The 24197-nt window shown below is 70.8% G+C and carries 20 protein-coding genes; 9 read left to right on the top strand and 11 right to left on the bottom strand.

Annotated features, from left to right (window positions below):
• The first annotated feature begins 7 nt into the window (after positions 1-7).
• Together ACFVHO_RS15145 and ACFVHO_RS15140 are read left to right on the top strand one after the other, a co-directional pair.
• Positions 8-1252, top strand: coding sequence for an McrC family protein (locus ACFVHO_RS15145; protein WP_385713637.1), 1245 nt, complete (start codon positions 8-10; stop codon positions 1250-1252).
• Complete coding sequence (locus ACFVHO_RS15140) at positions 1252-3393, top strand: UvrD-helicase domain-containing protein (RefSeq protein WP_385713635.1); 2142 nt, start codon at positions 1252-1254, stop codon at positions 3391-3393. The genes ACFVHO_RS15145 and ACFVHO_RS15140 overlap by 1 nt, the downstream gene beginning before the upstream one ends.
• A gap of 13 nt (positions 3394-3406) precedes the next feature.
• On the opposite strand, the gene ACFVHO_RS15135 is transcribed toward ACFVHO_RS15140, so the two are convergent.
• Complete coding sequence (locus ACFVHO_RS15135) at positions 3407-5062, bottom strand: class I SAM-dependent DNA methyltransferase (protein WP_385713633.1); 1656 nt, start codon at positions 5060-5062, stop codon at positions 3407-3409.
• A 119-nt stretch (positions 5063-5181) separates the two neighbouring features.
• Here ACFVHO_RS15135 and ACFVHO_RS15130 point away from each other — a divergent pair, with 119 nt between their 5' ends.
• Positions 5182-6906 carry a TIGR04141 family sporadically distributed protein gene (locus ACFVHO_RS15130; RefSeq protein ID WP_385713632.1) on the top strand — a complete coding sequence of 575 codons (1725 nt, stop codon included), beginning with the start codon at positions 5182-5184 and terminating at the stop codon, positions 6904-6906.
• A 168-nt stretch (positions 6907-7074) separates the two neighbouring features.
• Here the strand turns inward: ACFVHO_RS15130 and ACFVHO_RS15125 are convergent, their stop codons facing one another.
• From ACFVHO_RS15125 to ACFVHO_RS15115, 3 genes are all read right to left on the bottom strand, one after another.
• Positions 7075-8406: a class I SAM-dependent RNA methyltransferase gene (locus ACFVHO_RS15125; protein WP_385713630.1), complete on the bottom strand. Its 1332-nt coding sequence runs from the start codon at positions 8404-8406 to the stop codon at positions 7075-7077.
• Positions 8407-8559: 153 nt separating this feature from the next.
• Positions 8560-10608 carry an APC family permease gene (locus ACFVHO_RS15120; protein WP_385713628.1) on the bottom strand — a complete coding sequence of 683 codons (2049 nt, stop codon included), beginning with the start codon at positions 10606-10608 and terminating at the stop codon, positions 8560-8562.
• A 176-nt stretch (positions 10609-10784) separates the two neighbouring features.
• Positions 10785-13043: an MMPL family transporter gene (locus ACFVHO_RS15115; RefSeq protein ID WP_385713626.1), complete on the bottom strand. Its 2259-nt coding sequence runs from the start codon at positions 13041-13043 to the stop codon at positions 10785-10787.
• 249 nt (positions 13044-13292) lie between these two features.
• On the opposite strand from ACFVHO_RS15115, the gene ACFVHO_RS15110 reads away from it, so the two are divergent.
• The 4 genes from ACFVHO_RS15110 to ACFVHO_RS15095 all read left to right on the top strand — a co-directional run bounded on the left by ACFVHO_RS15110 (position 13293) and on the right by ACFVHO_RS15095 (position 15378).
• A complete protein-coding gene (locus ACFVHO_RS15110; RefSeq protein ID WP_033263899.1) occupies positions 13293-13649 on the top strand; it encodes a winged helix-turn-helix domain-containing protein in 357 nt (118 codons plus the stop codon).
• Positions 13646-13885: a hypothetical protein gene (locus ACFVHO_RS15105; protein WP_385713624.1), complete on the top strand. Its 240-nt coding sequence runs from the start codon at positions 13646-13648 to the stop codon at positions 13883-13885. Before ACFVHO_RS15110 ends, ACFVHO_RS15105 begins: the two co-directional genes overlap by 4 nt.
• A gap of 156 nt (positions 13886-14041) precedes the next feature.
• Positions 14042-14710: a TrkA family potassium uptake protein gene (locus ACFVHO_RS15100; protein ID WP_030357311.1), complete on the top strand. Its 669-nt coding sequence runs from the start codon at positions 14042-14044 to the stop codon at positions 14708-14710.
• Positions 14710-15378, top strand: coding sequence for a TrkA family potassium uptake protein (locus ACFVHO_RS15095; RefSeq protein WP_030357312.1), 669 nt, complete (start codon positions 14710-14712; stop codon positions 15376-15378). The genes ACFVHO_RS15100 and ACFVHO_RS15095 overlap by 1 nt, the downstream gene beginning before the upstream one ends.
• An 84-nt stretch (positions 15379-15462) precedes the next feature.
• Here the strand turns inward: ACFVHO_RS15095 and ACFVHO_RS15090 are convergent, their stop codons facing one another.
• The 5 genes from ACFVHO_RS15090 to ACFVHO_RS15070 all read right to left on the bottom strand — a co-directional run bounded on the left by ACFVHO_RS15090 (position 15463) and on the right by ACFVHO_RS15070 (position 19161).
• Positions 15463-16335, bottom strand: a complete 873-nt coding sequence (locus ACFVHO_RS15090; RefSeq protein ID WP_385713622.1) for a hypothetical protein — start codon at positions 16333-16335, stop codon at positions 15463-15465.
• 99 nt (positions 16336-16434) lie between these two features.
• Positions 16435-17307 carry an RNA polymerase sigma factor SigF gene (locus tag ACFVHO_RS15085; RefSeq protein WP_385713620.1) on the bottom strand — a complete coding sequence of 291 codons (873 nt, stop codon included), beginning with the start codon at positions 17305-17307 and terminating at the stop codon, positions 16435-16437.
• Positions 17308-17550: 243 nt separating this feature from the next.
• Positions 17551-18435, bottom strand: a complete 885-nt coding sequence (locus ACFVHO_RS15080; protein WP_385713618.1) for an RNA polymerase sigma factor SigF — start codon at positions 18433-18435, stop codon at positions 17551-17553.
• 242 nt (positions 18436-18677) lie between these two features.
• Positions 18678-18971 carry a Dabb family protein gene (locus ACFVHO_RS15075; RefSeq protein ID WP_030357900.1) on the bottom strand — a complete coding sequence of 98 codons (294 nt, stop codon included), beginning with the start codon at positions 18969-18971 and terminating at the stop codon, positions 18678-18680.
• A 10-nt stretch (positions 18972-18981) separates the two neighbouring features.
• Complete coding sequence (locus tag ACFVHO_RS15070; RefSeq protein WP_030357901.1) at positions 18982-19161, bottom strand: hypothetical protein; 180 nt, start codon at positions 19159-19161, stop codon at positions 18982-18984.
• Between the two features lie 558 nt (positions 19162-19719).
• Between ACFVHO_RS15070 and ACFVHO_RS15065 the strand changes: the two genes are divergently transcribed.
• Complete coding sequence (locus ACFVHO_RS15065; RefSeq protein ID WP_385713616.1) at positions 19720-20118, top strand: hypothetical protein; 399 nt, start codon at positions 19720-19722, stop codon at positions 20116-20118.
• Between the two features lie 82 nt (positions 20119-20200).
• Positions 20201-21229, top strand: coding sequence for a hypothetical protein (locus tag ACFVHO_RS15060; protein WP_385713614.1), 1029 nt, complete (start codon positions 20201-20203; stop codon positions 21227-21229).
• 171 nt (positions 21230-21400) lie between these two features.
• On the opposite strand, the gene ACFVHO_RS15055 is transcribed toward ACFVHO_RS15060, so the two are convergent.
• Together ACFVHO_RS15055 and ACFVHO_RS15050 are read right to left on the bottom strand one after the other, a co-directional pair.
• Positions 21401-22333 carry a hypothetical protein gene (locus ACFVHO_RS15055; RefSeq protein WP_385713612.1) on the bottom strand — a complete coding sequence of 311 codons (933 nt, stop codon included), beginning with the start codon at positions 22331-22333 and terminating at the stop codon, positions 21401-21403.
• Between the two features lie 26 nt (positions 22334-22359).
• Complete coding sequence (locus ACFVHO_RS15050; RefSeq protein WP_385713610.1) at positions 22360-24195, bottom strand: hypothetical protein; 1836 nt, start codon at positions 24193-24195, stop codon at positions 22360-22362.
• Positions 24196-24197 lie beyond the last annotated feature (2 nt).

The following is a 24197-nucleotide window of genomic DNA, read 5'->3' as shown; positions in this document are numbered from 1 at the left end:
ACTGCCCATGCCTGAGGTGTCGCTGCGCGAGTACGGGCCCGCCGTCTCCGTCGCGCTGGACACCCAGGCCGGGCGGGCTCTGGCCGCCTCCGGGATCCTGCAGAGCGCGACCCCCGATCCCGGCCGTGGCGGGCACTGGCTGCTGCGGGCAGGCAGCCGCGTCGGCGCCGTCCGCACGGCCGGCGGTCAGGTCGTACGGATCATGCCCAAGACCCCGGTGAGCCGGTTGTTCTTCCTCCTCGGGTTCAGCCTCGACCCGGCCCGCGCCTGGCGCGACAGCGGCGAGGGCACCGTGGACACCGGTTCCTACAACGATGTCGTGCCCGCCCTCGCCCATGCCGTGGAGCGGCAGATCGACGGGGCCCTGCGACAGGGTGTCCTCCAGGGCTACCGGGAGGTCGAGGAGACCGCGCTGGTCGTGCGCGGAAGGCTGCGTGAGGCCGAGCAGATCCGGCGGCGCTTCGGCCGTACGCCGCCCGTGGAGATCGCCCACGACGCGTACACCGCCGACACCGCCGAGAACCGCATCCTGCGCGCCGCCACCGAGCGGCTGCTGCGGCTGCCGGACGTTCCCGGCCCCGTCCGGCGGCGCCTCGCTCATCAGCGGGTACGACTCGCCGACGCGCTGCCGTTGGTACGGGGGCAGGAACTGCCACGTTGGCAGCCGTCGCGTCTCAACTCCCGCTACCAGCCCGCGCTTCGGCTCGCGGAAGCCGTCCTACGGGGCACCTCGCCGGAGCACCGGACGGCCGGAGCCGACCCGCTCGCTGTGGACGGCTTCCTGCTGGATATGAACAAGTTGTTCGAGGACTTCGTCACGGTCGGCCTGCGCGAGGCGCTGCGGGAGCACGGTCTGACCGCACGCCTCCAGGATCCTCATCACCTCGACATGGCGGGCCGCGTAGGGATGCGCCCCGACCTGGTCGTCCGTAGTGGCGACGGCCGTACTCCTCTCGCCGTCGTCGACGCCAAGTACAAGGTCGAGCAGGCCGACGGGCTTCTCAACGCCGACCTGTACCAGGCGCTCGCGTACGCCACGGTGCTCGGTCTGGGCGAGGCCCACCTGGTGTACGCGGCCGGACGGCAGCCCGAGCGTGTCCACGAAGTGCGGGGGACAGCTGCGGGGGCGGACAGGCGGGCGATGCGGATCTATCAACACAGCCTCGATCTCTCCCGCGAATCAGAACAACTCCTCACGGCTTTCCGGGAGATCGCCGGACGTCTGGCGTCCGGCAGAAGGGAAGGTACCTGATGCCTCGGCTCGCCTTCGCCCAGAGTTTCTGGGACGGCTACGACGCCTTGGAGAAGCCGGTCCGGGCCGGAGTGCGCAAGGCCATGGCGAAGTTCCAGGCCATGAGCTCGGCCGAACTCAACGCGGACAAGGGGCTGCACCTGGAGTCCGTCCAGAACGCCCGTGACCCGCGGATGCGCACGATCCGCATCACCGACTTCTGGCGTGGTGTCGTCCTCGCCCCCGACGACGGCAGTGACATGTTCCTCCTGGTCAATGTCCTGCCGCACGACGACGCCTACACCTGGGCGACGAAGCGCCTGTACAGCGCGAACTCCGCGACGCGCGCCCTGGAGGTGCGCAACGCCGTCGCCCTGGACGAGCTGACACCGCTGTACGAGACGGCCGCGCGCACGGCTCCCCGGTTGCTGTTCGCGGACGTCTCCGACGGCACGCTGCGCGAGCTCGGCATCGACGACCAAGTCCTGCGCGCCGCACGATCGTTGGTGGACAAGGCCCAACTGGAGGCTTTCGCCACGCTGTTGCCGGAGGACCAGCTGGAGGTGCTCCAGTACCTCGCCGAGGGCTTCAGCCCGGAGGAGGTCTACCGGGACGTCGTAGCCGTGCGTCGCCCCGCCGACGCGCCCGCCGAACCGGTCGAGGACCTGGCCACGGTGATCACCAACACGTCCGCCCGCATCCGACTGGTCACCGGGCCACGGGAGTTGGAGGAGATGCTGGCGAAGCCGTTCGCGGCCTGGCGGGTCTTCCTGCACCCCTCCCAGCGGCGCGTCGCCTACCGCACGTCGTACGGCGGTCCCGTCCAGGTCACCGGGGGCCCCGGCACGGGCAAGACGGTGGCCGCGCTGCACCGGGTCAAGCATCTGCTCGGCCGCTCCGAGAACGGTCGCGTCCTGCTCACCACGTACACGAACGCGCTCGCCACCGGACTGCGCGAGATGCTCGGTCTGCTCCTCGACGAGGACGAGAAGCTGCTGGCACGGGTTGATGTGACGACGGTCGACGCCTGTGCCAACGGCGTCGTGCGCACCCACTCGGCGACCGCGCCCAAGCCGATCGGGGACCGGGAGCAGCGGCAGTTGTGGGAGAAGGTGGTGAAGCAGCTGGATCTGCCGTTCACCGCCCGGTTCCTGGCCCAGGAGTACCGGCACGTCGTCCTCGGCCAGAACCTCCGCGATGTCGACGCCTACCTCGGCGCGAGCCGCCGCGGCCGCGGCACCGGTCTCGGTGCCGCGCGCCGCCGGGAGGTGTGGAGGTGCGTGGAGCGGTTCGAGCAGTTCCTGCGCGACCGCGGCGAGACCACGCACCTGGGCATCTGCGCCCGTGCGGCGGAACTCCTCGCCGACGGCGCCGGGCCGGCTCCGTACGCCCACATCGTCGTGGACGAGGCACAGGACCTGCACCCCGCGCAGTGGCGGGTGCTGCGTGCCGCCGTCTCCCCCGGCTCCGACGACCTGTTCATCACCGGTGACCCGCATCAGCGGATCTACGACTCCCGGGTGTCACTGGGCTCGTTGGGCATCGCCTCAGTCGGCCGCAGCTTCCGGTTGCGCGTCAACTATCGCTCCACGGAAGAGATCCTGGCCTGGTCGGCCCGCCTCCTCGCGCCTGTCACGGTCGATGCGCTCGAGGGTGAGGGGACGGACTCGTTGGCCGGGTACCGCTCGCTGCTTCACGGCGGCCGCCCTCGGGTGCGGGGGTACGCCACCCGGCAAGAGGAGACGGAGGCGCTGGTGGAGCGGGTCCGAAACCTGGTCGCCGAGGGTTTCGCGCCGCACGAGATCGGTGTGTGCGCGCGTTTCAACCTCGCCCTGGACGCGGCCGAGGAGAAGTTGAAGGCCGCGGGGATTCCGGTGCTACGAGTCAAAGGGCAGGTCACTCAAGAGTCCGAGGGCGTGCGGCTGGCGACGATGCACGCGATGAAGGGGCTGGAGTTCCGGGCGGTGTCGGTGCTCGGTGTCGCCGAAGGCACGGTCCCGTTCGCCCGTGAGATCACCGCGCGTGAGGAAGACCCACTCCAACACGACGCCGACCTGCTCCGTGAGCGCTGCCTGCTCTTCGTCGCCTGCACACGCGCTCGCGAAACCCTGAAGGTGACGTGGAGCGGGACCGCGAGTCCCTTCCTCCCGCCCGTGGGCTGACCGGCGAACCGGCTCATTCCTCCGGTGTCAGGGCGCCCGTGGCCAGACCGTCACGGGCGACCTCGGCGAGCTGTCGGCTCAGCTCGTCAACCTTGCACATCCCCGCCTCGAACGCGGACAGGGCGCGGAAGGCGGAGCCGTACCGACGCTGCTCGTCGATGCCCATACGGGGGATGCGTGAGCCCCTGCTGTCGAAGCGGTAGGTCCCGCTCGCGCTCGTGGACCTGCGGGCGTTGGCCGAGCTGCGCAGGAACCCCTGCAGATAGTCCGTGTCGAGCTGCTCGCTGGCCGAGACGGGCTCCGGACCCTCGTACGCCACGAGCCCGGCGCGGGCCAGATCCGCGACGCTGGTGGTGGCGCCGTCCAGGGAGCCCGGCCCGCCGCCCGTCGCGAGTTCGGGCAGAAGGGCAGCGAGTCGACGGATCTGATCCTCCAACTCCTTGCGCAGGGAGGCGTATTCAGCAGGGTAGTCGCGGTGCCGGGAACGGAGATGTCTCCCAGGCGTCAGGTCGACGGTGTCGTCGAGGAGTTCGATCAGCGGCACGTCGGCCACCTGGTCGGGACGTGGTTCCAGATCCCCGTCGGGTGGATTCTCTGTCAGGTCGACCATGCTCACGGTGTGGCGCGTGTCCACCCCTTCCGTGTTCCCGGGACGCTGGAGACACCACAGGTGCACAGGCAGGGCATGCGAGGTCGCCGTCCCCGGCGGCAGGGCGACCACTTGTCGCACGATGCCCCGGCGGACGAGTTCCGACCGAATGCGGCGGCCGGCCTTGCGGTAGGCGACCGAGGCCGGCATGACCATGAGGACGTGGCCGCCGGGCGCGGTGTGGGCGTAAGCGTGCTGGAGCCAGGCGAGCTCCCCCTCGGCCTTGGACGGGGTGCCGAGGTCCCAGCGGGAGTCGAGCAGCAACTCCTCCCGCCCCCACTCGGTCACACCGGCCGGAGGGTCGCAGACGACCAGATCCGCCTTGAGGTCCGGCCATACGTCCGCACGCAGTGAATCGCCTGTCACGACGCGTACGCCGGAGCGGCCCAGGAGATCGGCGCGGAGCTGTGCGAAGCGAGCACTGTCGTCATCCATCTCCTGGCCGCAGCAACGCGTCCCGGCATCGGAGGCTACAGATAGGAGGAGCACCCCGATTCCGCAGGCAGGGTCGAAGACCGTGGCGCTGGACGGCAGTTCGGGGGCGAAGTGGCGGACGGCACGCACCACGCGCTCAGGGGTCACCTGGTCGGACCCGGCCCGCCGAGCGGAGTCCATAAATCGTTCGGTAAGTCCGTTCACAAGGTCGACGGACGATCCGGTTCGGACGAGCGCCTGTACACGGGTGGCGACGTTGTCCCCCAACCCCGGTCCTGTCTGCCCGGCCAGGGCCGCGGCGACCTGCGCCAGGCCCGAGACCATCTGTTCCCCGTATGCAGCCCGCATGGCCTGCCACAACTCGACCTCGGGTGACACCTCCTGACCCTTGCGCTGTCGGTACAGCCACTCCTGGACCTCGGCGAGCGCGTAGAGCGGACTGTTCGCGGCACCTCCGGCCGGCGCGGGGAAGTCGTCGTAGCGCCGGCGCCAGTTGGAGACAGCGGCCCGGGTGACTCCGGCCAGCCGGGCGATCTCGGCGCCGGTGATCAGAGGGCCGACCGATGGAGCGGCGTTGTCCGTCATACCTCCAGCGTACACGGAACGGCACTCACATTCCAGAATGTAGTCCGTTGACAATGTACACATTCAGATGCTTTTCTGTTGCGTGTACTCAATTCCCTTCTGGCCTACGGAGCCGCGCCATGCCCTCGCACACCGAAGTACGCACCGTCTATCGGCTGCCTGGCGTCGCCCCCAACAGCGAAGCCATGCTGGACGCCCTTGACGTCGAACTTCTGGACAGCCTCGGTGTAGATCCACTTTTGCCGGAGGCACTCGGGGTCCCGGCTGTGTACATCACCTGTGGGATCGAACACGCTGAGGCCCCGTGGTGCGAGCCCATGTCACGCACCACGGGCATCGCGGTCAACGAGAGCGTCCGCCGCACCGCCGCCGTACTGCTGCTCGCAGTCGATGGCATGGTGTATGCCATCGGCTGTGACCAGGGGTACCGGTTGATCCCCGAACACCTCAAGGACAAGCGTTTCGGCCTCTCGTTCGCCATCCGGCAGATGGACCCGAACTTGATCCGCGGAGCCGTGTCGAGATCTCTCGGGCAAGCTCGCACGGACATCTCCCTGGTTCCGGGCGGTGCCTCGGTCCCGTTGCTGGGCATTCGCGACCACTCGCGCATCGTGCGCAGCCTGGGCGGATACCTCGATAACCTGCCGCTCACCCGGTCGCGGTACAGCCTCGGCAAAGCCGTGAGCGCCCAAGGTGGGTGCGGGCTGCGGATCGCCCTCGGAATCGAACCCGAGGCCCTGCTCTCCGACCTGCGGACCATCGCCAGGATCTGCCGCGAGGACATCCCGCATCAAGAGCTGGAGTTCATTGACCACATTGTCCCGGTCAGCGACCCGGAGACCCTCGACACCCTCGGCGAAACCCTGGACGACCGTCTCGGGCGTCCCGACGACGGAAGCATCTCCGCCTGTGTCCCGTCCGAACATCACACGGCGCACGCCGAGGCCACCGCGTACACGACCCAGATCAACAGTGACAACGGAGCCCTGCGCTCGGATGACTTCGACCTCGGGTACGTGATCACCCGGGCTCGGCTCGCACCGCCCGGCCGGCGTCTGAAGGCACTGCGCGAAGGGACGGTGACCCTGGCCAGGGGCCGCCGGAAGGGGATCACCGACACGCTCGCCGTCACCAGCGCGCTGACCTGGCTGGAGACCGGTGTGTCCCTCGGCTCCAGACGGTTCTTCCTGATGGACGGCGAGTGGTACGAGGCCGGAGCCGCCTATGTCGAAGAGTGCCGGGCCACGGTGCGAGCGCTGTTCTCTCCTTTGCCTTCCGTCTCCCTCCCCACTTGGGAGGACGGCGAGTCGGAGAACACCTACAACAACAGAGTGGCTGACGAGTACAACAGCGAGGTGGCTGACGGTCAGCCCCGCTGGCTCTGCCTCGACACCAAGAACGTCGCCAACCCTCTCCGCCCCAGGGACCAGGTCGAGATCTGCGACCTGCTCGCGCCCGACGACACCCTGATCCTCGTCAAGCGGGCAGGCGGTTCCAGTCCGCTGAGCCATCTGTTCAGCCAGGCCAGGGTTGCGGTGGAACTGCTCCAGGAATCCGCCCAGGTCCGCAGCGAGTTCACCGCTAAGGTGGCCCGGCTGAGTCGAGGCGCACGCCTGCTTCCCGATGACTACACGCCCAAGCGAATCGTCCTTGCGATGCTCCTCAAGAACCGCACGAGCCTGACCCCGGACTCCATCTTCGGCTTCTCCCAGATCACCATCGCGCAGACCGCGAAGGCGCTGGCGGCACGAGGGGTGACTGTCGAGGTCATCGGCATCCCTGAAGGCGGCACCGACGCACTTTCACAGCCTCAGTGCGAGGTGGCGACCGATGCAGCGGGATGACAGCCACGGCCGTCAGTTTCGCTTGCCCCCGGACTTCCCCTTCGACGCTCGCCCTTTCGGCAGGGCCTGACCTGCCCGATGGCTCGCCTGACGCCCCACCGGAACGAGCGTCAGGATATCGCCTGTAACGCCCACACCGCGCATAATGCGCACGAGCAAAACCGCAGTTCAGGAGCCCTTCGCCGCCGGTTCAAGGATCGCCACACACTCCACATGATGCGTCATAGGGAAAAGATCAAACGCCCGAAGCATCCGCACCTTGTACCCCCCCTCCCGGAAGTACCCCAAGTCCCGAGCCAGCGCAGCCGGATCGCAAGCCACGTACGCGATCCGCCGCGCCCCCAGCCCCGCCAGGTGCCGCACCGTAGCCTTGCCCGCCCCCGCGCGAGGCGGGTCGAGGACGATGACGTCGACCTCGGTGATGCCGGTGCGCGGGAGGACCGACTCGACCTTGCCCTGTTCGATGCGGACGCGGTCGAAGGAGGCGAGGTTGTGGCGGGCGTCCTCGACGGAGCGTTTGCCGGACTCGATGCCGAGGACCGCGCCCTCGTCGCCGACGCGGTCGGCGATGGCGCCCGCGAAGAGGCCCACGCCGCAGTAGAGGTCGAGGGCCGTCTCGCCCTTGCGCGGCAGGAGGCCCTGCATGACCGCGGTCACCAGGGTGTCCGCCGCCTTCGGGTGGACCTGCCAGAAGCCGCCGTTGCCCACGCGGTACGTGCGGCCGTCGGCGCGTTCGCGGACGAAGGGGCGGCCGTGGACGCGGTGCACGCCGCCGTCCTTCTCCTCGACGCGCAGGACCGAGACCGGCTTGTCGAGCTCGACCAGGGGCAGGCGGGCGCCGGGGCGCGGGGTCAGGATCACCTGGCGGTCCTGCGAACCGGTCGCGGCGATCGCCTCGACCGAGGCCATCCCGGGCCAGTCGCGCGACTCGATGCCCAGTTCGGTGACGCCCTCGGCCGCGATCATGCAGTGGTCGACCGGCTCCACCTCGTGCGAGCGGTGGCGGCGCAGGCCCGCCCGGCCGGAGGAGGGGTCCACCGCGTACTGGACCCGGGTGCGCCAGGCCGGGACCTCGCCGGCGGGGAGCTTGTCGCCCTCGGCGGGCATGACGGTGCCGTCCCAGCCCGCCTCCTCGGGCGTGAGCCCGGCAAGACGCTTCAGCTGTTCGGCGATGACCTCGCCCTTGAGGCGGCGCTGCGCGCCCGGCTTCGCGTGCTGCCAGTCGCAGCCGCCGCAGCGGCCGGGGCCCGCGAACGGGCAGGGCGCCTCGACGCGGTCCTTGGAGGCGTCCAGGATCGTCACGGCGTCGGCCCGCAGGAAGCGCGCGCCCTCCTCGCCCTCCGTCACGCGCGCGACGACCTTCTCGCCGGGCAGCGCGTGCCGTACGAAGAGCACCTGGCCCTCGGCCGTACGGGCGACGCAGTGCCCGCCGTGCGCGACCGGTCCGACCTCGACCTCGTACTCCTCGCCCACCAGAGAGTTCTTCGGTTCAGCCTGCATGGCGGGGTGACTCCACAACGTAAGAGGTAAGGAACGCAAGAGGTAAGGACGGTGGTCGGCGGCGTCGAGAACATCGAGAAAACGGACGGCCGGACGACAGCCCACCAGTCTACGTTGCCCTTCGCGGGCCGCTCGCCAGGGAGGGCCGCGCCCTCACCCCTTCTTGCTCGTCTCCTTCGCCCGCTTCTCCACCGGCCCCCGCCGCACCGACCCCGGCGCGTTCCACTCCTGGCGCCTGCGCGCCCGGCGCTTCGCGGCCTCGGAGGACTCCAGCTGGTAGGGGACGGAGGTGACCATCACTCCGGGGGTGAACAGGAGGCGGCCCTTGAGGCGCAGCGCGCTCTGGTTGTGGAGCAGGTGCTCGTACCAGTGGCCCACCACGTACTCGGGGATGATCACGCTGACCGCGTCGCGCGGGCTCTCCCGGCGCAGCGACTTCACGTACTCGATGACCGGGCGCGTGACCTCGCGGTAGGGCGAGTCGAGGACCTTCAGGGGCACGCTGATGCTGCGCCGCTCCCACTCCTCGCGCAGGGCCTTGGTCTCGGCCGGGTCGACGTTGACGCTCAGCGCCTCCAGGGTGTCCGTGCGCATCAGCTTGGCGAACGCGAGGGCCCGCAGCGTCGGCTTGTGGATCTTGGAGACGAGGACGATGGAGTGCACGCGGGAGGGGCGGACGCTGTCGTCCGAGGGGCCCTCGGCGGCCGCGATCTCGTGGGCGACCCGGTCGTAGTGGCGGCGGATCGCGGTCATGGTCGCGTAGAAGATGACCATGCCGAGCAGCGCCACCCACGCGCCGTGCGTGAACTTCGTGACGAGTACGACGATCAGGACCAGGCCGGTGAAGAAGGCGCCGAAGGCGTTGATCCCCCGGGAGCGGATCATGTGGCGGCGCTTGCCCGGGTCGCGCTCCGTGGCCAGGTGGCGGTTCCAGTGCCGGACCATGCCGATCTGGCTGAGCGTGAAGGAGACGAAGACGCCGACGATGTAGAGCTGGATCAGACGGGTCGAGTCCGCGCCGTAGATCCAGACGAGCATGGCCGCGGCGCCCGCGAGCAGCACGATGCCGTTGGAGAAGGCGAGGCGGTCGCCGCGGGTGTGCAGCTGGCGCGGCAGGTAGCGGTCCTGCGCGAGGATCGAGCCGAGCAGCGGGAAGCCGTTGTAGGCGGTGTTCGCGGCGAGGAAGAGGACCAGCGCGGTGGCCGCGGCCAGGACGATGAAGAGGAAGCTGCCGTCGCCGAAGACCGCCTCGGCGACCTGGGAGATCACCGGGTTCTGGACGTAGTCGCCGCCGAGCGGGACACCGTTCTCCAGGAGGTCCTTGGCGGGCTTCTCGGCCATCTTCACGTCGGTCGCCATGGCGAGGCCGATGATGCCGCAGAACATGGTCACGGCGAGCGCGCCCATCAGGGCGAGCGTCGACGCGGCGTTCTTGGACTTGGGCTTGCGGAACGCGGGGACGCCGTTGCTGATCGCCTCGACGCCGGTGAGCGCGGCACAGCCGGAGGAGAAGGCCCGCAGGAGCAGGAAGACCATGGCGAAGCCGGCGAGGCCCTCGTGCTCGGCCTTGATCTCGAAGTCGGCGGTCGGGGCCTTCATGGTGTCGTCGAGGACCAGGCCCCGGTAGGCGCCCCACGCGATCATGATGAAGACGCCCGCCACGAAGACGTACGTCGGGATCGCGAAGAGCTTGCCGGACTCCTTCACGCCGCGCAGGTTCATCAGGGTCAGGAGCACGATGACGCCGACCGCGCAGAGCACCTTGTGCTCGACGACGAACGGGACCGCCGAGCCCAGGTTCTCGATGCCCGAGGAGATCGACACGGCCACGGTCAGGACGTAGTCGACGAGCAGCGCGCTCGCGACGGTCAGTCCGGCCTTGGGTCCGAGGTTGGTGTTGGCGACCTCGTAGTCACCGCCGCCGCTCGGGTACGCGTGCACGTTCTGGCGGTAGGAGGCGACGACCGTGAACATCAGCACGACGACCGCGACCGCGATCCAGGGGCTGAAGTGGTAGGCCGACACACCCGCGACGGACAGGACGAGCAGCACCTCGCCGGGCGCGTACGCGACGGAGGACAGCGGGTCGGACGCGAACACGGGGAGGGCGATGCGCTTCGGCAGGAGCGTTTCTCCGAGCCGGTCGCTGCGCAGTGCGCGCCCGATGAGGATCCGTTTGGGCACGTCGGTCAGTTTGGACACGCAGAGGATCGTAAGCGCTCCGTCAGCGCGCCGCCCACCCAGTACCCCGGACCTGTCAAGAGCTTCTGGCCAGAAGCTTAAAGAGATGTTCAAAAGGTGAGTGGGTGGACCGGTCGGTGTGCTCACACCGTCCGGTCCACCCGCTCAGCGTCCGCGGCCGCGCGCGGCGCCTGCGCTCACCGCCCGGGGGCCGTTCCCGCTCCCGCCATCGGCGGCTCCGCGCCCTCGTCGGCCGGGGCCGCGTACCCGCGGGTCAGTCGCTCCTCGGCCCGCCGCACCGCCTTCGACGGCCACCACGTCGCCCGGCCGAGCAGCAGCAGCGCCGCCGGCAGGATCATGACGCGGATCACGAACGCGTCGAGCAGGACGGCCACCGCGAGGACGAAGCCCATCTGCTTCATCTCCAGGATGTGCAGCATCACGAAGCTGGCGAAGACGGTGACCATGACGATGGCGGCGCTGGTGACGACCTTGGCGGACGCCGCGATCCCGTCGATCACGGCCTGCCGGGTGGGCACGCCGTTCAGGGCGGCCTCACGGATCCGGCTGACCACGAACACCTGGTAGTCCATCGAGAGCCCGAAGAGGATCACGAAGAGGAAGAGCGGCACGCGCGAGGAGATTCCGTGCAGGGAAACGAAGGACAGCAGGTCCTCGGCCCACTCCCCCTGGAAGACGAGCACGAGGAGCCCGAGCGCGGACGCGGCGGACAGCAGGTTCAGCCCGACGCCGAGCAGTCCGAGGACGACGGACCGGAACGCGTACACCGTCATCGCGAACGTCATCAGGAGCAGCAGTCCGAGGACCAGCGGCAGCTTCTGGTTCTGGTGGTCCACGTAGTCCACGCCGCGCGGCACGTCACCGCTGACGGCGGTCTCGACGCCGTCGAGCTTGCCGACGGTCGCGGGCAGGTAGTCGTCGCGGATGTGGTCGAGGGCCCGGACGGCCTTGTCGGAGTACGTGGCGTGCGGGGCGCCCAGGTCCAGGGTGCTGACGCGGCGGTCGGAGGAGGTCTTGATGGCGGGGCGGTCGTGGCGGGCGAGGAGCGGGTCGGCGGCGGCCTTGCGGTCGAGTGCGCGCAGGGCGTCGGTGACCTGCCCGGCCTGTCCGGGCTCGGACGTGACCACGACCTGGTAGCGGATGCGCAGGTCGGGGAAGGCGGCGAGCATCCGGTCGTAGCCCTGCATGGCGGGGATCTCGCGGGAGAAGCTGTCCCGGGCCGGGTCCTTGAGCTTCATGGTCACGGCGGGGGCCGCGAGGCCGAGCAGGACAAGGACGGACAGGCACAGGGTGAGCGCGGGGCGCTTGCGGGCGGGGGTGAGCAGGGCGTTCCAGACCCGGCCCGGCTTCTTCTCGGCGTCGGAGCGCACGGTCTTGCCCGCCGCGCGGCGCTTCTCCGCGCGGCGCTCGGCGCGTCGGCCGAGCTTGACGAGCATGGCGGGCAGCACGGTCACGGAGCTGACCACGGCGACGGCGACGACCAGGATGGTGCCGGTGGCCAGTGAGTCGAAGATGACGTCCCCGGCCAGGTAGAGCGCGGCGGTGGAGACGATCACGGCGAGCCCGGAGATCACGATGGCGCGGCCCGCGGTCGCGGCGGCGGCCTCGACCAGGGCCTCCGAGGAGAGCCTGCCGCCCGCGCGGGCCCGCTCCTCGCGTTCGCGCTTGAGGTAGAAGAGCGTGTAGTCGACGCCGACGGCCATGCCGATGAGAAGGATCATGTTCATCCCGACGCCGGTGTCGGGCAGCAGGTGCGAGGCGAGCATCGCCAGGCCCATGGTCGCCATGATCGAGGTGATGGCGAGCAGCAGCGGTACGCCGACCATCAGGACCGAGCCGAACACCAGGGCCAGCGTGATCAGCGTGACCGGCAGCGTGATCATCTCGGAGAACGCCAGGTCCTTGCCGCGCTGGTCGTTGACGCCCTTGCTCACGGACGCGGCGCCGGTCTCCTCCACCACGACGTCCGGGTGGGCCTTCTTCACCTTCTCGGTCGCGGCCCGGAGCGGGATGACGTTCTTCTTGCCCTCCTGCTCGGGTCCCTTCAGGGTGACGGGCACCCGGACGACCCTGCCGTCCTTGGAGCGGACCGGCGCGGCGACCTCGTCGACCTCGGGCAGGGCCCGCATGCGCCGGGTGACGTCCCGGACGGCCGCGTCGGCGGCGCGCGCGTCCAGGCGCTGCCCCGGCTCGGCGCTGATGAGGATCTGCTCCAGCGGTTTGATCTGGAGGTCGCCCCGCGCCGCCATGGCCTCCGCGCGCCCGGCCTCGCCGACGCGGAAGTCCGCCGACGTCGCCTGGTTCATCCCCGCCGTGATGCCCGCTCCCAGGCACAGCACCACGAACACGAACCAGCCGACGATCGCCCGCCACGGATGCAGCGCGCTCCACCGCGCCACCCGCACCGTCATCGACTGCCTCGCTCCGCGCCTCATGTCCGGCCCCCTCGCTGCCATAGCGACTCTCCCGTCCTCCATGTGTAAGTTGAGACTGACAGGTGAAGGACTGAGACGTCAACTGTCAGGATCGAACGAGGCTGGGCCCGTGAACAGGCACGGAGGATCCGTGAGCAGGCACGCAGGAATGGATGAGTCCGATCGACGGAGGGTTTGACAGTGGTTCAAGCCATGCGTAAGCCTTGGCCGACGGGTATCGGGACGGCGCGAAGGCGGGCCATGCAGGCCATGAACAGCGAGGAGCTGCTGGCCTTTCTGGCGGCCGTGGGCCACGCCCAGCGCATCCGGATCATCACGGAGCTGGCCACGGGTCCGCTGTACGTGAGCGAACTCGCCCGCCGCCTCGGCGTCTCCCGCCCCCTGCTGTACATGCATCTGGAACGCCTGGAGAAGGCCGGTCTCGTGATCGGCAGGCTGGAGCTGTCGGACGACGGCAAGGCCCTCAAGTACTTCGAACTCGCGCCCTTTGACGTGCAGTTGAACGTCGATACGATTCTCGCGGCTGCCCGCCTCGACGGGGCGGACGCTCCACCGGACGGGACGGGCGAAGCCGGAAAGCACTCACCAAAGGGGACGCCCCAATGAGCGACGCGATCATCCCGATCGCTTTCTTCCTGATCCTTGCCGGCGCAATTGTGACGGTGGCCAAGTTCCAGACGCAGCGCAGCCGCGAGCGCGACATCGAGTACGCGCAGGCGATGGAGGGCTACCGCAAGGCGCTGGACTCGGTCGCGGCCCAGCAGGAAGCCATACGGACCCAGCTCACCGAGCTGAACGTCCGGGTCCAGTCCATGGAGAGCATGCTGCGCGCCGTCGAGTGAGCCCGCGCCCGGCCTCGGACCGTCCCGCGGGATCCGACCCGGGTGCGGAAGCCGTTAACGTGGACTCGAGCATTCCCGGGGAACATTCGAGGGCGAGAGTCATGAGTAGGGCATTTACGCAGGTCACGAGGGCCATGAGGAGCGCGGGGTAACGACGTGCACATCGTCATCATGGGCTGCGGGAGAGTCGGTTCCGCTCTCGCGCAGACCCTGGAACAGCAGGGGCACACGGTCGCCGTCGTCGACCAGGACCCCACCGCATTCCGCCGTCTGGGCTCCGGCTTCGGCGGCCGCCGTGTGACCGGCGTCGGCTTCGACCAGGACACCCTGCGCGAGGCCGGCATCGAGGACGCCGGTGCCTTCGCCGCCGTCTCCAGCGGTGACAACTCCAACATCATCGCCGCCCGCGTGGCCCGCGAGATGTTCGGCATCGAGAACGTCGCGGCCCGTATCTACGACCCGCGCCGCGCCGAGGTCTACCAGCGCCTGGGCATCCCCACGGTCGCCACGGTCCGCTGGACCGCCGACCAGATGCTGCGCCGGCTCCTTCCGTCCGGCGCGGAGCCGCTGTGGCGCGACCCCACCGGCGGCGTACAGCTCGCCGAGGTGCACGCGTCGGCCGCCTGGATCGGGCACAAGATCAGCCAGCTGCAGGAGGAGACCGGCGTGCGCGTCGCCTTCCTCACCCGGCTCGGCGAGGCGGTCCTGCCGACCTCGCAGACGGTGCTGCAGGAAGGCGATCTGGTGCACGTGATGATGCGCACCGACGAGGTGGAGAAGGTCGAGGCGGCGTTCGCCGAAGGCCCCGAGGAAGGCGGTCACTGATGAGGGTCGCCATTGCCGGAGCGGGCGCGGTGGGCCGTTCCATCGCCGGTGAGCTCCTGGAGAACGGGCACGAGGTCCTCCTCGTCGACAAGGCGCCGACGGCCATCTCCGTCGAGCGCGTCCCGCAGGCCGAGTGGCTGCTCGCCGACGCCTGCGAGATCACCTCGCTGGACGAGGCGGCGCTGCAGCGCTGCAACGTCGTGATCGCCGCGACCGGCGACGACAAGGTCAACCTCGTCGTCTCGCTGCTCGCCAAGACCGAGTACGGCGTCCCGCGGGTCGTCGCGCGCGTCAACAACCCCAAGAACGAGTGGCTCTTCAACGAGTCCTGGGGCGTCGACGTCGCGGTGTCCACGCCACGTCTGATGTCCGCGCTCGTCGAGGAGGCGGTGAGCGTCGGCGATCTCGTCCGGTTGCTGCGCTTCAGCCACGGCGACGCGAACCTCGTCGAGCTGACGCTGCCGCCGGAGTCCGCCCTCGCGGGCACCCGCGTCGGCGACGTCCAGTGGCCCGAGGACACCTCGCTCGTCACCATCATCCGCGGTACGCGCGTGCTCGCGCCGACGCCGGACGACTCGCTCGAAGCGGGCGACGAGCTTCTCTTCGTGGCCGCGCAGGCGCGGGAGGAGCAGCTGGAGGATCTGCTGTCCGTACGTCGCGACGTCTAGCCCCTGGGCTCTACGCAGGTGGGGGGGGGGGGGCCCCGCGCGGGGGGCCCCCCCCGCGGCCGCACCTCCCGGCCTCCTCGGGAGCTACTTCCACTCCACGTCGACGTCGCGCGTCTCGATGTGCATGCCGAGCGGAACGCGCCACCAGTCGACACAAACAGGCCAAGTCTTCTTCACGGTCCTCCCGGCCTTGATGGGCGCCGGGAGCTTCCGCGTGGACTCGATGGTCCCCCAGTCCACGCCGAGGGCGCCGATGATGTGCGTACCGAGCGTCACGCTGCCCGAACGCACGGCGGAGCCCCCGGTGTTGCGGAAGGCGACCGTCACGTCCTCGCACCACCGCTTGTCCCCGGCGGCGCGCCGGGGCTCACCGACTTTGAGGGCGGCGGGGGTGGGGGGTTCCGGCTTGGGGTCCGGGTTCGGGTTCGGCCTGGGGTCCGGATTCGGCTTGGGGTCCGGGTTCGGGTCCGGATCGGGCTTCGGGTTCGGCCTGGGCTTCGGGGGAGTGCTGGGGTCGGTGGTGCCGCCGCGCGGGGAGTCGGGGCGGGTGCCGCTGCCTTGGCCCCCGTCACCGTTCCTGTCCCCGGCGCCGTCCTCTCCGGCGCCGCCGTCTCCGCCGCCGTCCTCCCTGCCGTCCCCGGCCCGTCCGGTCGATGGCCCGCCCGTAACGCCCTGGGGCCCCTGAGGGCCCTCAGGACCCGAACTCGCGCGTCCGCCGGGCGACTTCCCGCCCGAAGCCTCCCCGTCCAGCGGCACGAACTCCACGTCCCCGCTGGGGCCCACGGCCTTCCCGGACCCCTTCTCCGGCCCGCCCCCGGCCGCACCGGTGGCCACATAGCCGTCCCGCCCGTCACCGCCACACGCGGCGAGCAGCCCGCCCAGACCCAGCACGACCGCCGAGGCACCCGCTATCGCGCCCCGGCGGCCACGTCCGCCACTCCACGCACCACGAAGCATCGCGCCAGTGTGGCTGACGCTCCGTCAATTAGGAACCCTGTCAACAGGATCCATGCCGTCGGCAACGGATGCGGGGCCGAACCCCTCGGTCCGTGACGATCAGTCCGCGATGAGTCCTTCCCGCAGCTGTGCCAGCGTGCGCGTCAGCAGGCGGGAGACGTGCATCTGTGAGATGCCGACCTCCTCGCCGATCTGGGACTGCGTCATGTTCGCGAAGAAGCGCAGCATGATGATGCGGCGTTCGCGCGGCGGGAGTTTGGCGAGGAGGGGCTTGAGGGACTCGCGGTACTCGACGCCCTCCAGGGCGGTGTCCTCGTAGCCGAGGCGGTCCGCGAGGGAGCCCTCGCCGCCGTCGTCCTCGGGGGCGGGCGAGTCGAGGGACGAGGCGGTGTACGCGTTGCCGACGGCGAGGCCGTCGACCACGTCCTCCTCGGACACGCCGAGCACGGCGGCCAGTTCGGGCACCGTGGGGGAGCGGTCGAGGCGCTGGGCGAGCTCGTCGCTGGCCTTCGTGAGGGCCAGACGCAGCTCCTGGAGCCGGCGCGGGACGCGCACGGACCAGCTGGTGTCCCGGAAGAAGCGCTTGATCTCGCCGACGACGGTCGGCATCGCGAACGTCGGGAACTCCACGCCGCGTTCGCAGTCGAACCGGTCGATCGCCTTGATCAGGCCGATGGTGCCGACCTGGACGATGTCCTCCATCGGTTCGTTCCGGCTGCGGAAGCGCGCCGCGGCGTACCGCACCAGGGGGAGGTTGAGCTCGATCAGGGTGTCTCTGACGTAGGCACGCTCGGGGCTGTCCTGGTCGAGTGCGGCGAGCCGCAGGAAGAGGGAGCGGGACAGGGTGCGGGTGTCGATGGCTCCCGGCGCCGTGGTCACGGCTTCGGAACCGTTGAGCGCGTCGGGCGCTGATTCGCTCTCGCTGCCGAGCGTGAGCGTGAGCACCTTCGAGCTGCCCTGGTCTGCGGACATGCCACCCCCTTGAGGTCGCGGACGGTCGCGGCCGGCGCCCCGTCGAAGGAACGCAGCCTCCACCTGAATACCGGCGGCGGGGCCCCGGCAAACGCGGTTCCAGCAGAATGTCACATGTCGGCAACACGCTGTAGTGACTTGTCGACAAGTGAGGGTGACGTCCGTGCAGGAAAGAGGGGGTCTGAGACTTTTTCGGCCCCGGCTCCGTCGGTAACGGCCGAAAGGCTGTTCCACCCGATACGGTTACGCCTCGATCCGATTTGCGGACCGAAGCCGCGCGAAGCTTCTGGCCAGCAGTCTCGACACATGCATCTGGGAAACGCCCAATTCGGCACTGATCTGGGACTGCGTCAGATTGCTGTAGTAGCGAAGCAGCAGGATCCGCTGTTCCCGCTCGGGCAGTTGGACGAGCAGGTGCCGGACGAGGTCGCGGTGCTCGACGCCGTCCAGGGCCGGGTCCTCGTACCCGAGCCGGTCCAGGAGCCCGGGCAGCCCGTCGCCCTCCTGCGCGGCCTCCAGGGACGTCGCGTGGTACGAACGCCCGGCCTCGATGCAGGAGAGCACCTCCTCCTCGGTGATGCGCAGCCGCTCGGCGATCTCGGCGGTGGTGGGCGAGCGCCCGAAGGACGTGGTCAGGTCCTCCGTCGCCCCGGTGACCTGCACCCACAGCTCGTGCAGCCGCCGCGGTACGTGCACGGTGCGCACGTTGTCGCGGAAGTACCGCTTGATCTCGCCGACGACCGTGGGCATGGCGAAGGTCGGGAACTGCACGCCCCGGTCGGGGTCGAAGCGGTCGATGGCGTTGATCAGGCCGATGGTGCCGACCTGGACGACGTCCTCCATCGGCTCGTTGCGGCTGCGGAAGCGGGCCGCGGCGTACCGCACGAGCGGCAGGTTGGCCTCGATGAGCGCGCCGCGCACCCTGCCGTGCTCGACGGTGCCCGGCTCCAGCTCCTTGAGCTGGGCGAAGAGCACCTGCGTGAGGGCTCGGGTGTCGGCGCCCCTGCTGCTCGGCGCCTTGGCGGGCGGCGGCTCGGTGGCCTGCGCGGGCGGGGCTTCGGGGGCCCGGGCGGGCGGGGTCTCGGGCGCCTGTGCGGGCGGTGCTTCGGGCGCAGAACTGGCCGGCACGGTCAACGCCACCCCTTCTCCGGTGAGTCCGGCCGAGCTCGGTCAAGCTCGGTCGACCTCGGTCAACTCATCCGTCAAAAGCGGTCATAGCATCACAAGACATGTGCACTGTGTGCAAGCACCTGATAACTCCGTGTTGAGGGGCAAGTTGGGGCACAAGACGCAAAACGGCCCCGCACCGTTCCCGGTGCGGGGCCGTGGAAAACGTGGTGGCGGCCGCGGAACTCGTGGTGGCGGCGGCCTCAGAACTCGTAGTCGGCGATCACCCACGTGGCGAACTCGCGCCACAGCCCGACACCCGCCTGGTGCGCCGGGTGCTCCAGGTACCGGGTGAGCGCATCGGTGTCGTCGACCGCCGAGTTGATGGCGTAGTCGTACGCGATGGGGCGCTCGGAGATGTTCCAGGCGCACTCCCAGAAGCGCAGCTCGGGGATGATCCCGCCGAGCTCCTCGAAGGCCTTGACACCGGCGACGACGCGCGGGTCGTCGCGCTCGACGCCGTCGTTGAGCTTGAAGAGGACCAGATGGCGGATCACGGGCGCTCCCTCAGTCGTCCTTGCCGCCGTTGGCGACCCAGGTCATGAAGTCGCCGATGGCCTTGGCGGCGTTCGAAATGCCCTCGAACCCTACCTGGACGTAGTCCGCGGCCTTGGCCGGGTCGGTGATGATCACGTACAGGACGAACACCACGAGGACGAAAAGAATGATCTTTTTCGGGTCCTTCACGCTGTGGCCTCCCCTTGCCCGTTCATCCCCGAACCCCCGTGTGCCGTGTTCCGTGCCGTGTTCCGCTTGTGCCGGGCGAGTCTAACGTGGCGCGAACTCACCTGGTTTTTAAGGACCAATGACCCGGGGGCAGGGGCCCTTCGCCTGGCCGTTTCCGGTTGCGGGCGGCGCAGGATGGTGGTGAGCCCGGCGGATCTGGCAGGAATCCAAGGGCCCGGGACCGGTCTCCACTGCGGGGTCCGCGCCGTCCTCTTCCCCCGGTGGCGGCGTTGACTTGAGAGTTCGGTCCTCATCGGGGGAAGCGGCTTGTCCCCCCGATGCCGCTTCCCCCGTCCTATCGGAAGAACGCCCCGGCGCCATGACGGCGCCGGGGTTTTTCCGTGTCTGTTCGGTGTTCTCCGGCGTTCTTCAGCGTTCTCCGGTGTTCTCCGATGTTCTTCGGCGCTTCTCCGGTGCTGCCTCGGTGTTCTTCGGCGTCGCCCCGTGAAATGGCGAAGCACTCGTGATCAATACCCCCGGTCCGTATGCTTGTCCGTATTACGGGGGGTGATGCGTCCCATGCAGATGGTCATTCACGTACGGCTGTCCGTGGCCGCCGACGAACTGCCCAGGTTCCTCGTTCCCGCCGCGGAGCCGACGCTCCGCACCCTTTTCGAACGGATGGGCGGAACGCTTCAGTCCTTGAGCCTGCACCCGCCCGACGGCGTCGAGCTGTACTTCACGCTGCCCGCCGACCCGCAGCCGACCGCCGAAACCATCGAGCAGGTCATGCGGCTGCTGCGCGGCGCCTTCGGGCTGCGCCCCGGCTCCCACCAGATCGTCCCCCCGGCCCGCACCGGCGCCACCGGCACCCGCCGGCTCCAGTTCGGCGGCACCCGCGGGCGCGGGCGGGTGTGCGCCGAGTGCGGCGGGGTCGACGAGCGGCACGAGCGGGGGTGCCCGCGTTCCCGGAGCTGAGGGGCGGGGGCGGCGCGGGGCACGGGCTCCACGTGGTGCGGGTGCGCGGCGCCGGGCGGTACGCCGGTCGTCGCGCCCGTCCGTGCGGCCGCCGCGGCGGCTCCCGCGCGACACCTGGCAGCCGCCGCTCCCGCTCGGGTACGCCGCCAGCATCCAGGGGCTCGGCGGCTTCGCGGCCCCGCTGCTCGCGGGGGCGAGCTTCACCATGGCCGCGCTGCTCCTGCCGACCCTCGCCGCGGCCCAACCCCGCTTCGCCCGCTGGCCGGACGCCGCGGTGTCCCTGTTCATCGCCTCCGGGCTCGCCCAGATCGGCGCCGTCCAGGCCGCCGTCTGGGCCCGCCGCTACGACACCCTGCCCGAGGAACTGGCCCAGTGGTGGCCCGGCGAGGTGCGCGACGGGCGGCCGACCCGCTGGCTGCGCAACGTCCAGCGCGGCCACGCCACCCTCAGCCTGCGCTGGGCCGACCGCACCCGCGGCTTCTACCACGCCGGGATCGTCCTCCTCCTGAGCGGCACCCTCGTCGTCGGCGTACCACCGGGGCGGGTTCCCGGCCCACGCTGGACCCTCATCGGCACGGCCGCCCTGGGCCTCGCCGGGGAACTGGCCTGGCTGGTCCACGCCGCGTTCTTCGACCCCGCCCGCCGCCGCGCGGCCCACGGCCACCTGGCGGCCGCCGTGGCGGGGCTCGCCGCGGGGGTGGCGTCGGTGCCGTCCTTCGGGGGGACGGGGCGGGTGGTGGCGGGGGTGGTGCTCGCCGGGGCGGCGGCGGGGCACGGGGTGGTGACGGGACGGGCGGTGCGGGCGGTGCGGACGGCGCGGGCGGTACGTGTGGTGCCTGCGGCACGGGCGTCACGGGTGGTGCGTGCGGTGCGTTGGGTACGTGCGGTGCCGCGTACGGCGTCGGCCCCGTCGCCGATGGTCCGGTCGGCGGTGGCCTTCGGCACGGGCACCGCCGTGCTCGCGGCCGGTGCGGGGCTGCTCCTCACGACGGACTCGGCGCCGGTGCGGGCGGCGGTGGCGGCGGGCGCGGTGCTGGCCGCCGGGGCGCATCTGGCGCGTTTCGTCGCGCTGGTGCTCGCGGAGCGGGCGGAGGACGACGGGGAGGGGTGAGGGGCCACGGGGAGGGGTGAAGGGCCGACGGGTCCGCTCTACCCACCGCACGGACGGTCAGGTTCCCCCCCGCACGGACGGCCAGGTCCCGCCCACCACCCGAACGATCAGGTCCCGCCCACTACCCGAACGATCAGGTCCCGCCCACTACCCGAACGGCAAGCCTCCGCCTCACCCCACCCCGCCCAACCCCCGCCGCTCCCGATGCCCCCGCACCCGCCAGGCCCACCGCCCCCGCCCCCGCACCACCGACGGCTCCCGCCCCCGCACCCCGGCCAACTCCCCGCCCCGCACCCCGGACAGACCCCCGTCCGGCAGCCCCCTGCCCGACAGACCTCCGCCCCGCACCCCCGCCGCCCCCCACCCACCCCCGGAGCCCGCCCCGTCCGGCACCACCGCCCCCGTGAACACCATCGGCGGCGCCACCCGCTGCCCCCGGTGCACGACCGCGGGCCGCACCACGAACAGCACCGGGTCCCAGGCCACACAGCCGGGCCACAGCTCGCAGTCGACCACCGCACCCGCCCGCGTACCCAACCCCGCACCCGCCCGCGTACCCAACCCCGCATCCACCTCCGCCCCGGCCCCCGACTGTCCGTCAGCCCGCCCCAGAGACACGGGATCCCACGAGAACTCCACCCCGGCCTCGGCCGTGGCAGCCCGCAACGCCACAGCTGCGGCCGCCCACGCACCACCATCGGCCCCGGGAGCCCCCGGAGCCCCGCTCATCCCGACGACCCCACCCACCCCCAACACCCTCCGGATCAGCTCCCCCACCTCCCACGCCTTCTCCCGCGTCCCCCGGTCGTCCTCCGTGCCCGCATGCCAAGCCCGCAGCCACACGTGCTGGAGGTCGTCCGCGACGTCGAGGGCCCGGCGGCGGGGCTCGTCGAGCACGTCGGTGGTGCCGGGGCGCTCCGAGGCGAGGAGGTCGCGGATGTCCTCCTCGTGCCGTTCCACGTCGTCCCCGAGGTCGCCCACCGCCGCGGTGAGCGCGTCGAGGCGGGCGAGCACGTCCGGGAGGGCGGCGTCGGCGTACCCGCCGCCGACGTGCGCCGTCCCGCGCTCGCCGTCCTCGTCGCGGTTGCCCCTTCGGGAGAACATCCGGATCACCTCCCCATCAGCCGGATTCAGAACTCGGGGTCGAGGTCGAGCGTCGAGTCGACCGCCTTGCCGTCGTGCCGGTTGACCGCGCGGACGGTGATCTCCGCGCGGCCGAACGCCAGGTGGACGTCGACCTCGCGCTGCTCGCGCGGCAGGTGCATGCAGGAGCCGAGGTCGACGGTGATGTGGCCGATGCGCTTGGCGGGCGCCGAGTCGTAGTAGCGGGGGTCGGGGTCGTGGGTGGCGTAGAACTCGATCGTCATCAGTCGCCGGTCGGCCCGGATGGGGACCAGGTTCCGGTGGGCCACCTCGTGGTCGACGCCGACGCGCTCGCCGATGGCGACGAACCGCAGGAAGCGGTCGGGGCAGAAGTGCCGCCCCTCGTCGTTGGCCTCCAGGGTCCGGTCCTGCGCGCCGTCCTCGTCGTCGTACGGCTCGGAGACGCGGGCGCCGTACGTGTAGAGCGCGCAGCGTTCCGAGATGTCCGGCCCTCTCCGGCGCGCGCCGGACGGGGAACCCGCGGTCCCGACGCGTTCGCCGCCCTCGCGGACCGCCGACGCGTAGCACCGGTGCAGCGCCCCGTGCAGGACCGCCCGCTCGGGCCGGTCCGGGGTGAAGACCCGCGCCCGCTCCCCGACGTGGGCCCGCACGCGCTCCCGCAGGTAGGGCGACTGCGAGAACCCGCCGACCAAGTACACGTCCGGTCGGGCCGCGCCACCGCCCCCGGCCCCCTGAGCCGCCCCCGCCGCCATCGCCGCCTTCTCTAAGTGTTCGTCCACGAGCGGCAGGATCCCGCCGACCGCCGACTCCAGGAGGTCGGTCATCTCCTTGGGCCGGACGACGATCCGGCCCCCCTTGCCGCCCTGGACCGCGCCGAGGTGCCGCAGGTCCTCCGGGGAGAGCAGCCCGTGCAGCCCGTCCATGCGGAGCGCCACGCTCTCGCGGGAGCCGACCGTGAACTTGTTGCGGTGCGTCTCCCAGTCGCTCAACAGCTCCTGGAACTCCGCCCAGTGATACCGGGTCAGCCGCTCCAGGTTCGTCTGGTCGAGGAACCGGCTGCCGAGCACGTCCTGGATGAACCCGTTCGTCGTGTACGTGGCGCCGAACGCGCCGCCGGAGGGGCGGCCGAGCTGTGCGAGCGAGCCGTCCCCGAGCACCTCGTACGCCACCACGTCGACCGTGCCGCCGCCGCAGTCCGCCACCACGAACCGCCGCCCCGGCCTGCGGAACACGTTGCGCAGCGTCTGCACCGGGCCGGTCGGCGTCAGCTCCTGGACGGCGCAGTACAGCGCGGCCATGTCCGGCTCGGGTTCGAGCAGCAGCGCGTCGTGCCCGGACGGGAAACCGGCCGTGCCCGCGGCCTCGCGCATGGCGCCGAGCGCGGCCTGGGACCAGATGGCGGGCACGGTCAGGCACCACCGTATGTCCGACTCGCGGTACCGGCCCCCGTCGGTGATCTCGGCGACGGCGACCTCCCGCAGCTGTGCGAGATACGCGGCGATCAGCGGCACGGGGCGTGACAGGTCGTCGGAGAGCGCGCGGGGGACGCGGTTCCCCGGAGCGGGCCGTGACGGGTCGTCGGCCGGGCGCAGCGACATCTTCATGCCGGTGACGAGGCGGGAGCCCGGCGGGCGTTCGGCGCGCACGGCCGGGTACCCCCAGGCGAGCACGGCGTCGGACGCGTCGAGGAGCAGGGCCGAGCGGGTCTTCGGATAGCGCTTCTCGGTGGTCCCGGGCCACTGTTCCCGGTCGACGATGTCGCGCCGCCGTGGGTCCGCGCCGTCCCGGGTGACGGCACTCCAGGCGTACCCGCTGGCGTGCGTACCGAAGTCGATGGCCGCCGCCACCCGAAACCGCGCCATCG

Source organism: Streptomyces sp. NPDC127108, from assembly GCF_042677545.1.
In the GTDB taxonomy this organism is placed as follows: Bacteria; Actinomycetota; Actinomycetes; order Streptomycetales; family Streptomycetaceae; genus Streptomyces.
The sequence above is the reverse complement of the archived record's forward strand: the minus strand, read 5'-3'. Positions and strand labels throughout refer to the sequence as shown.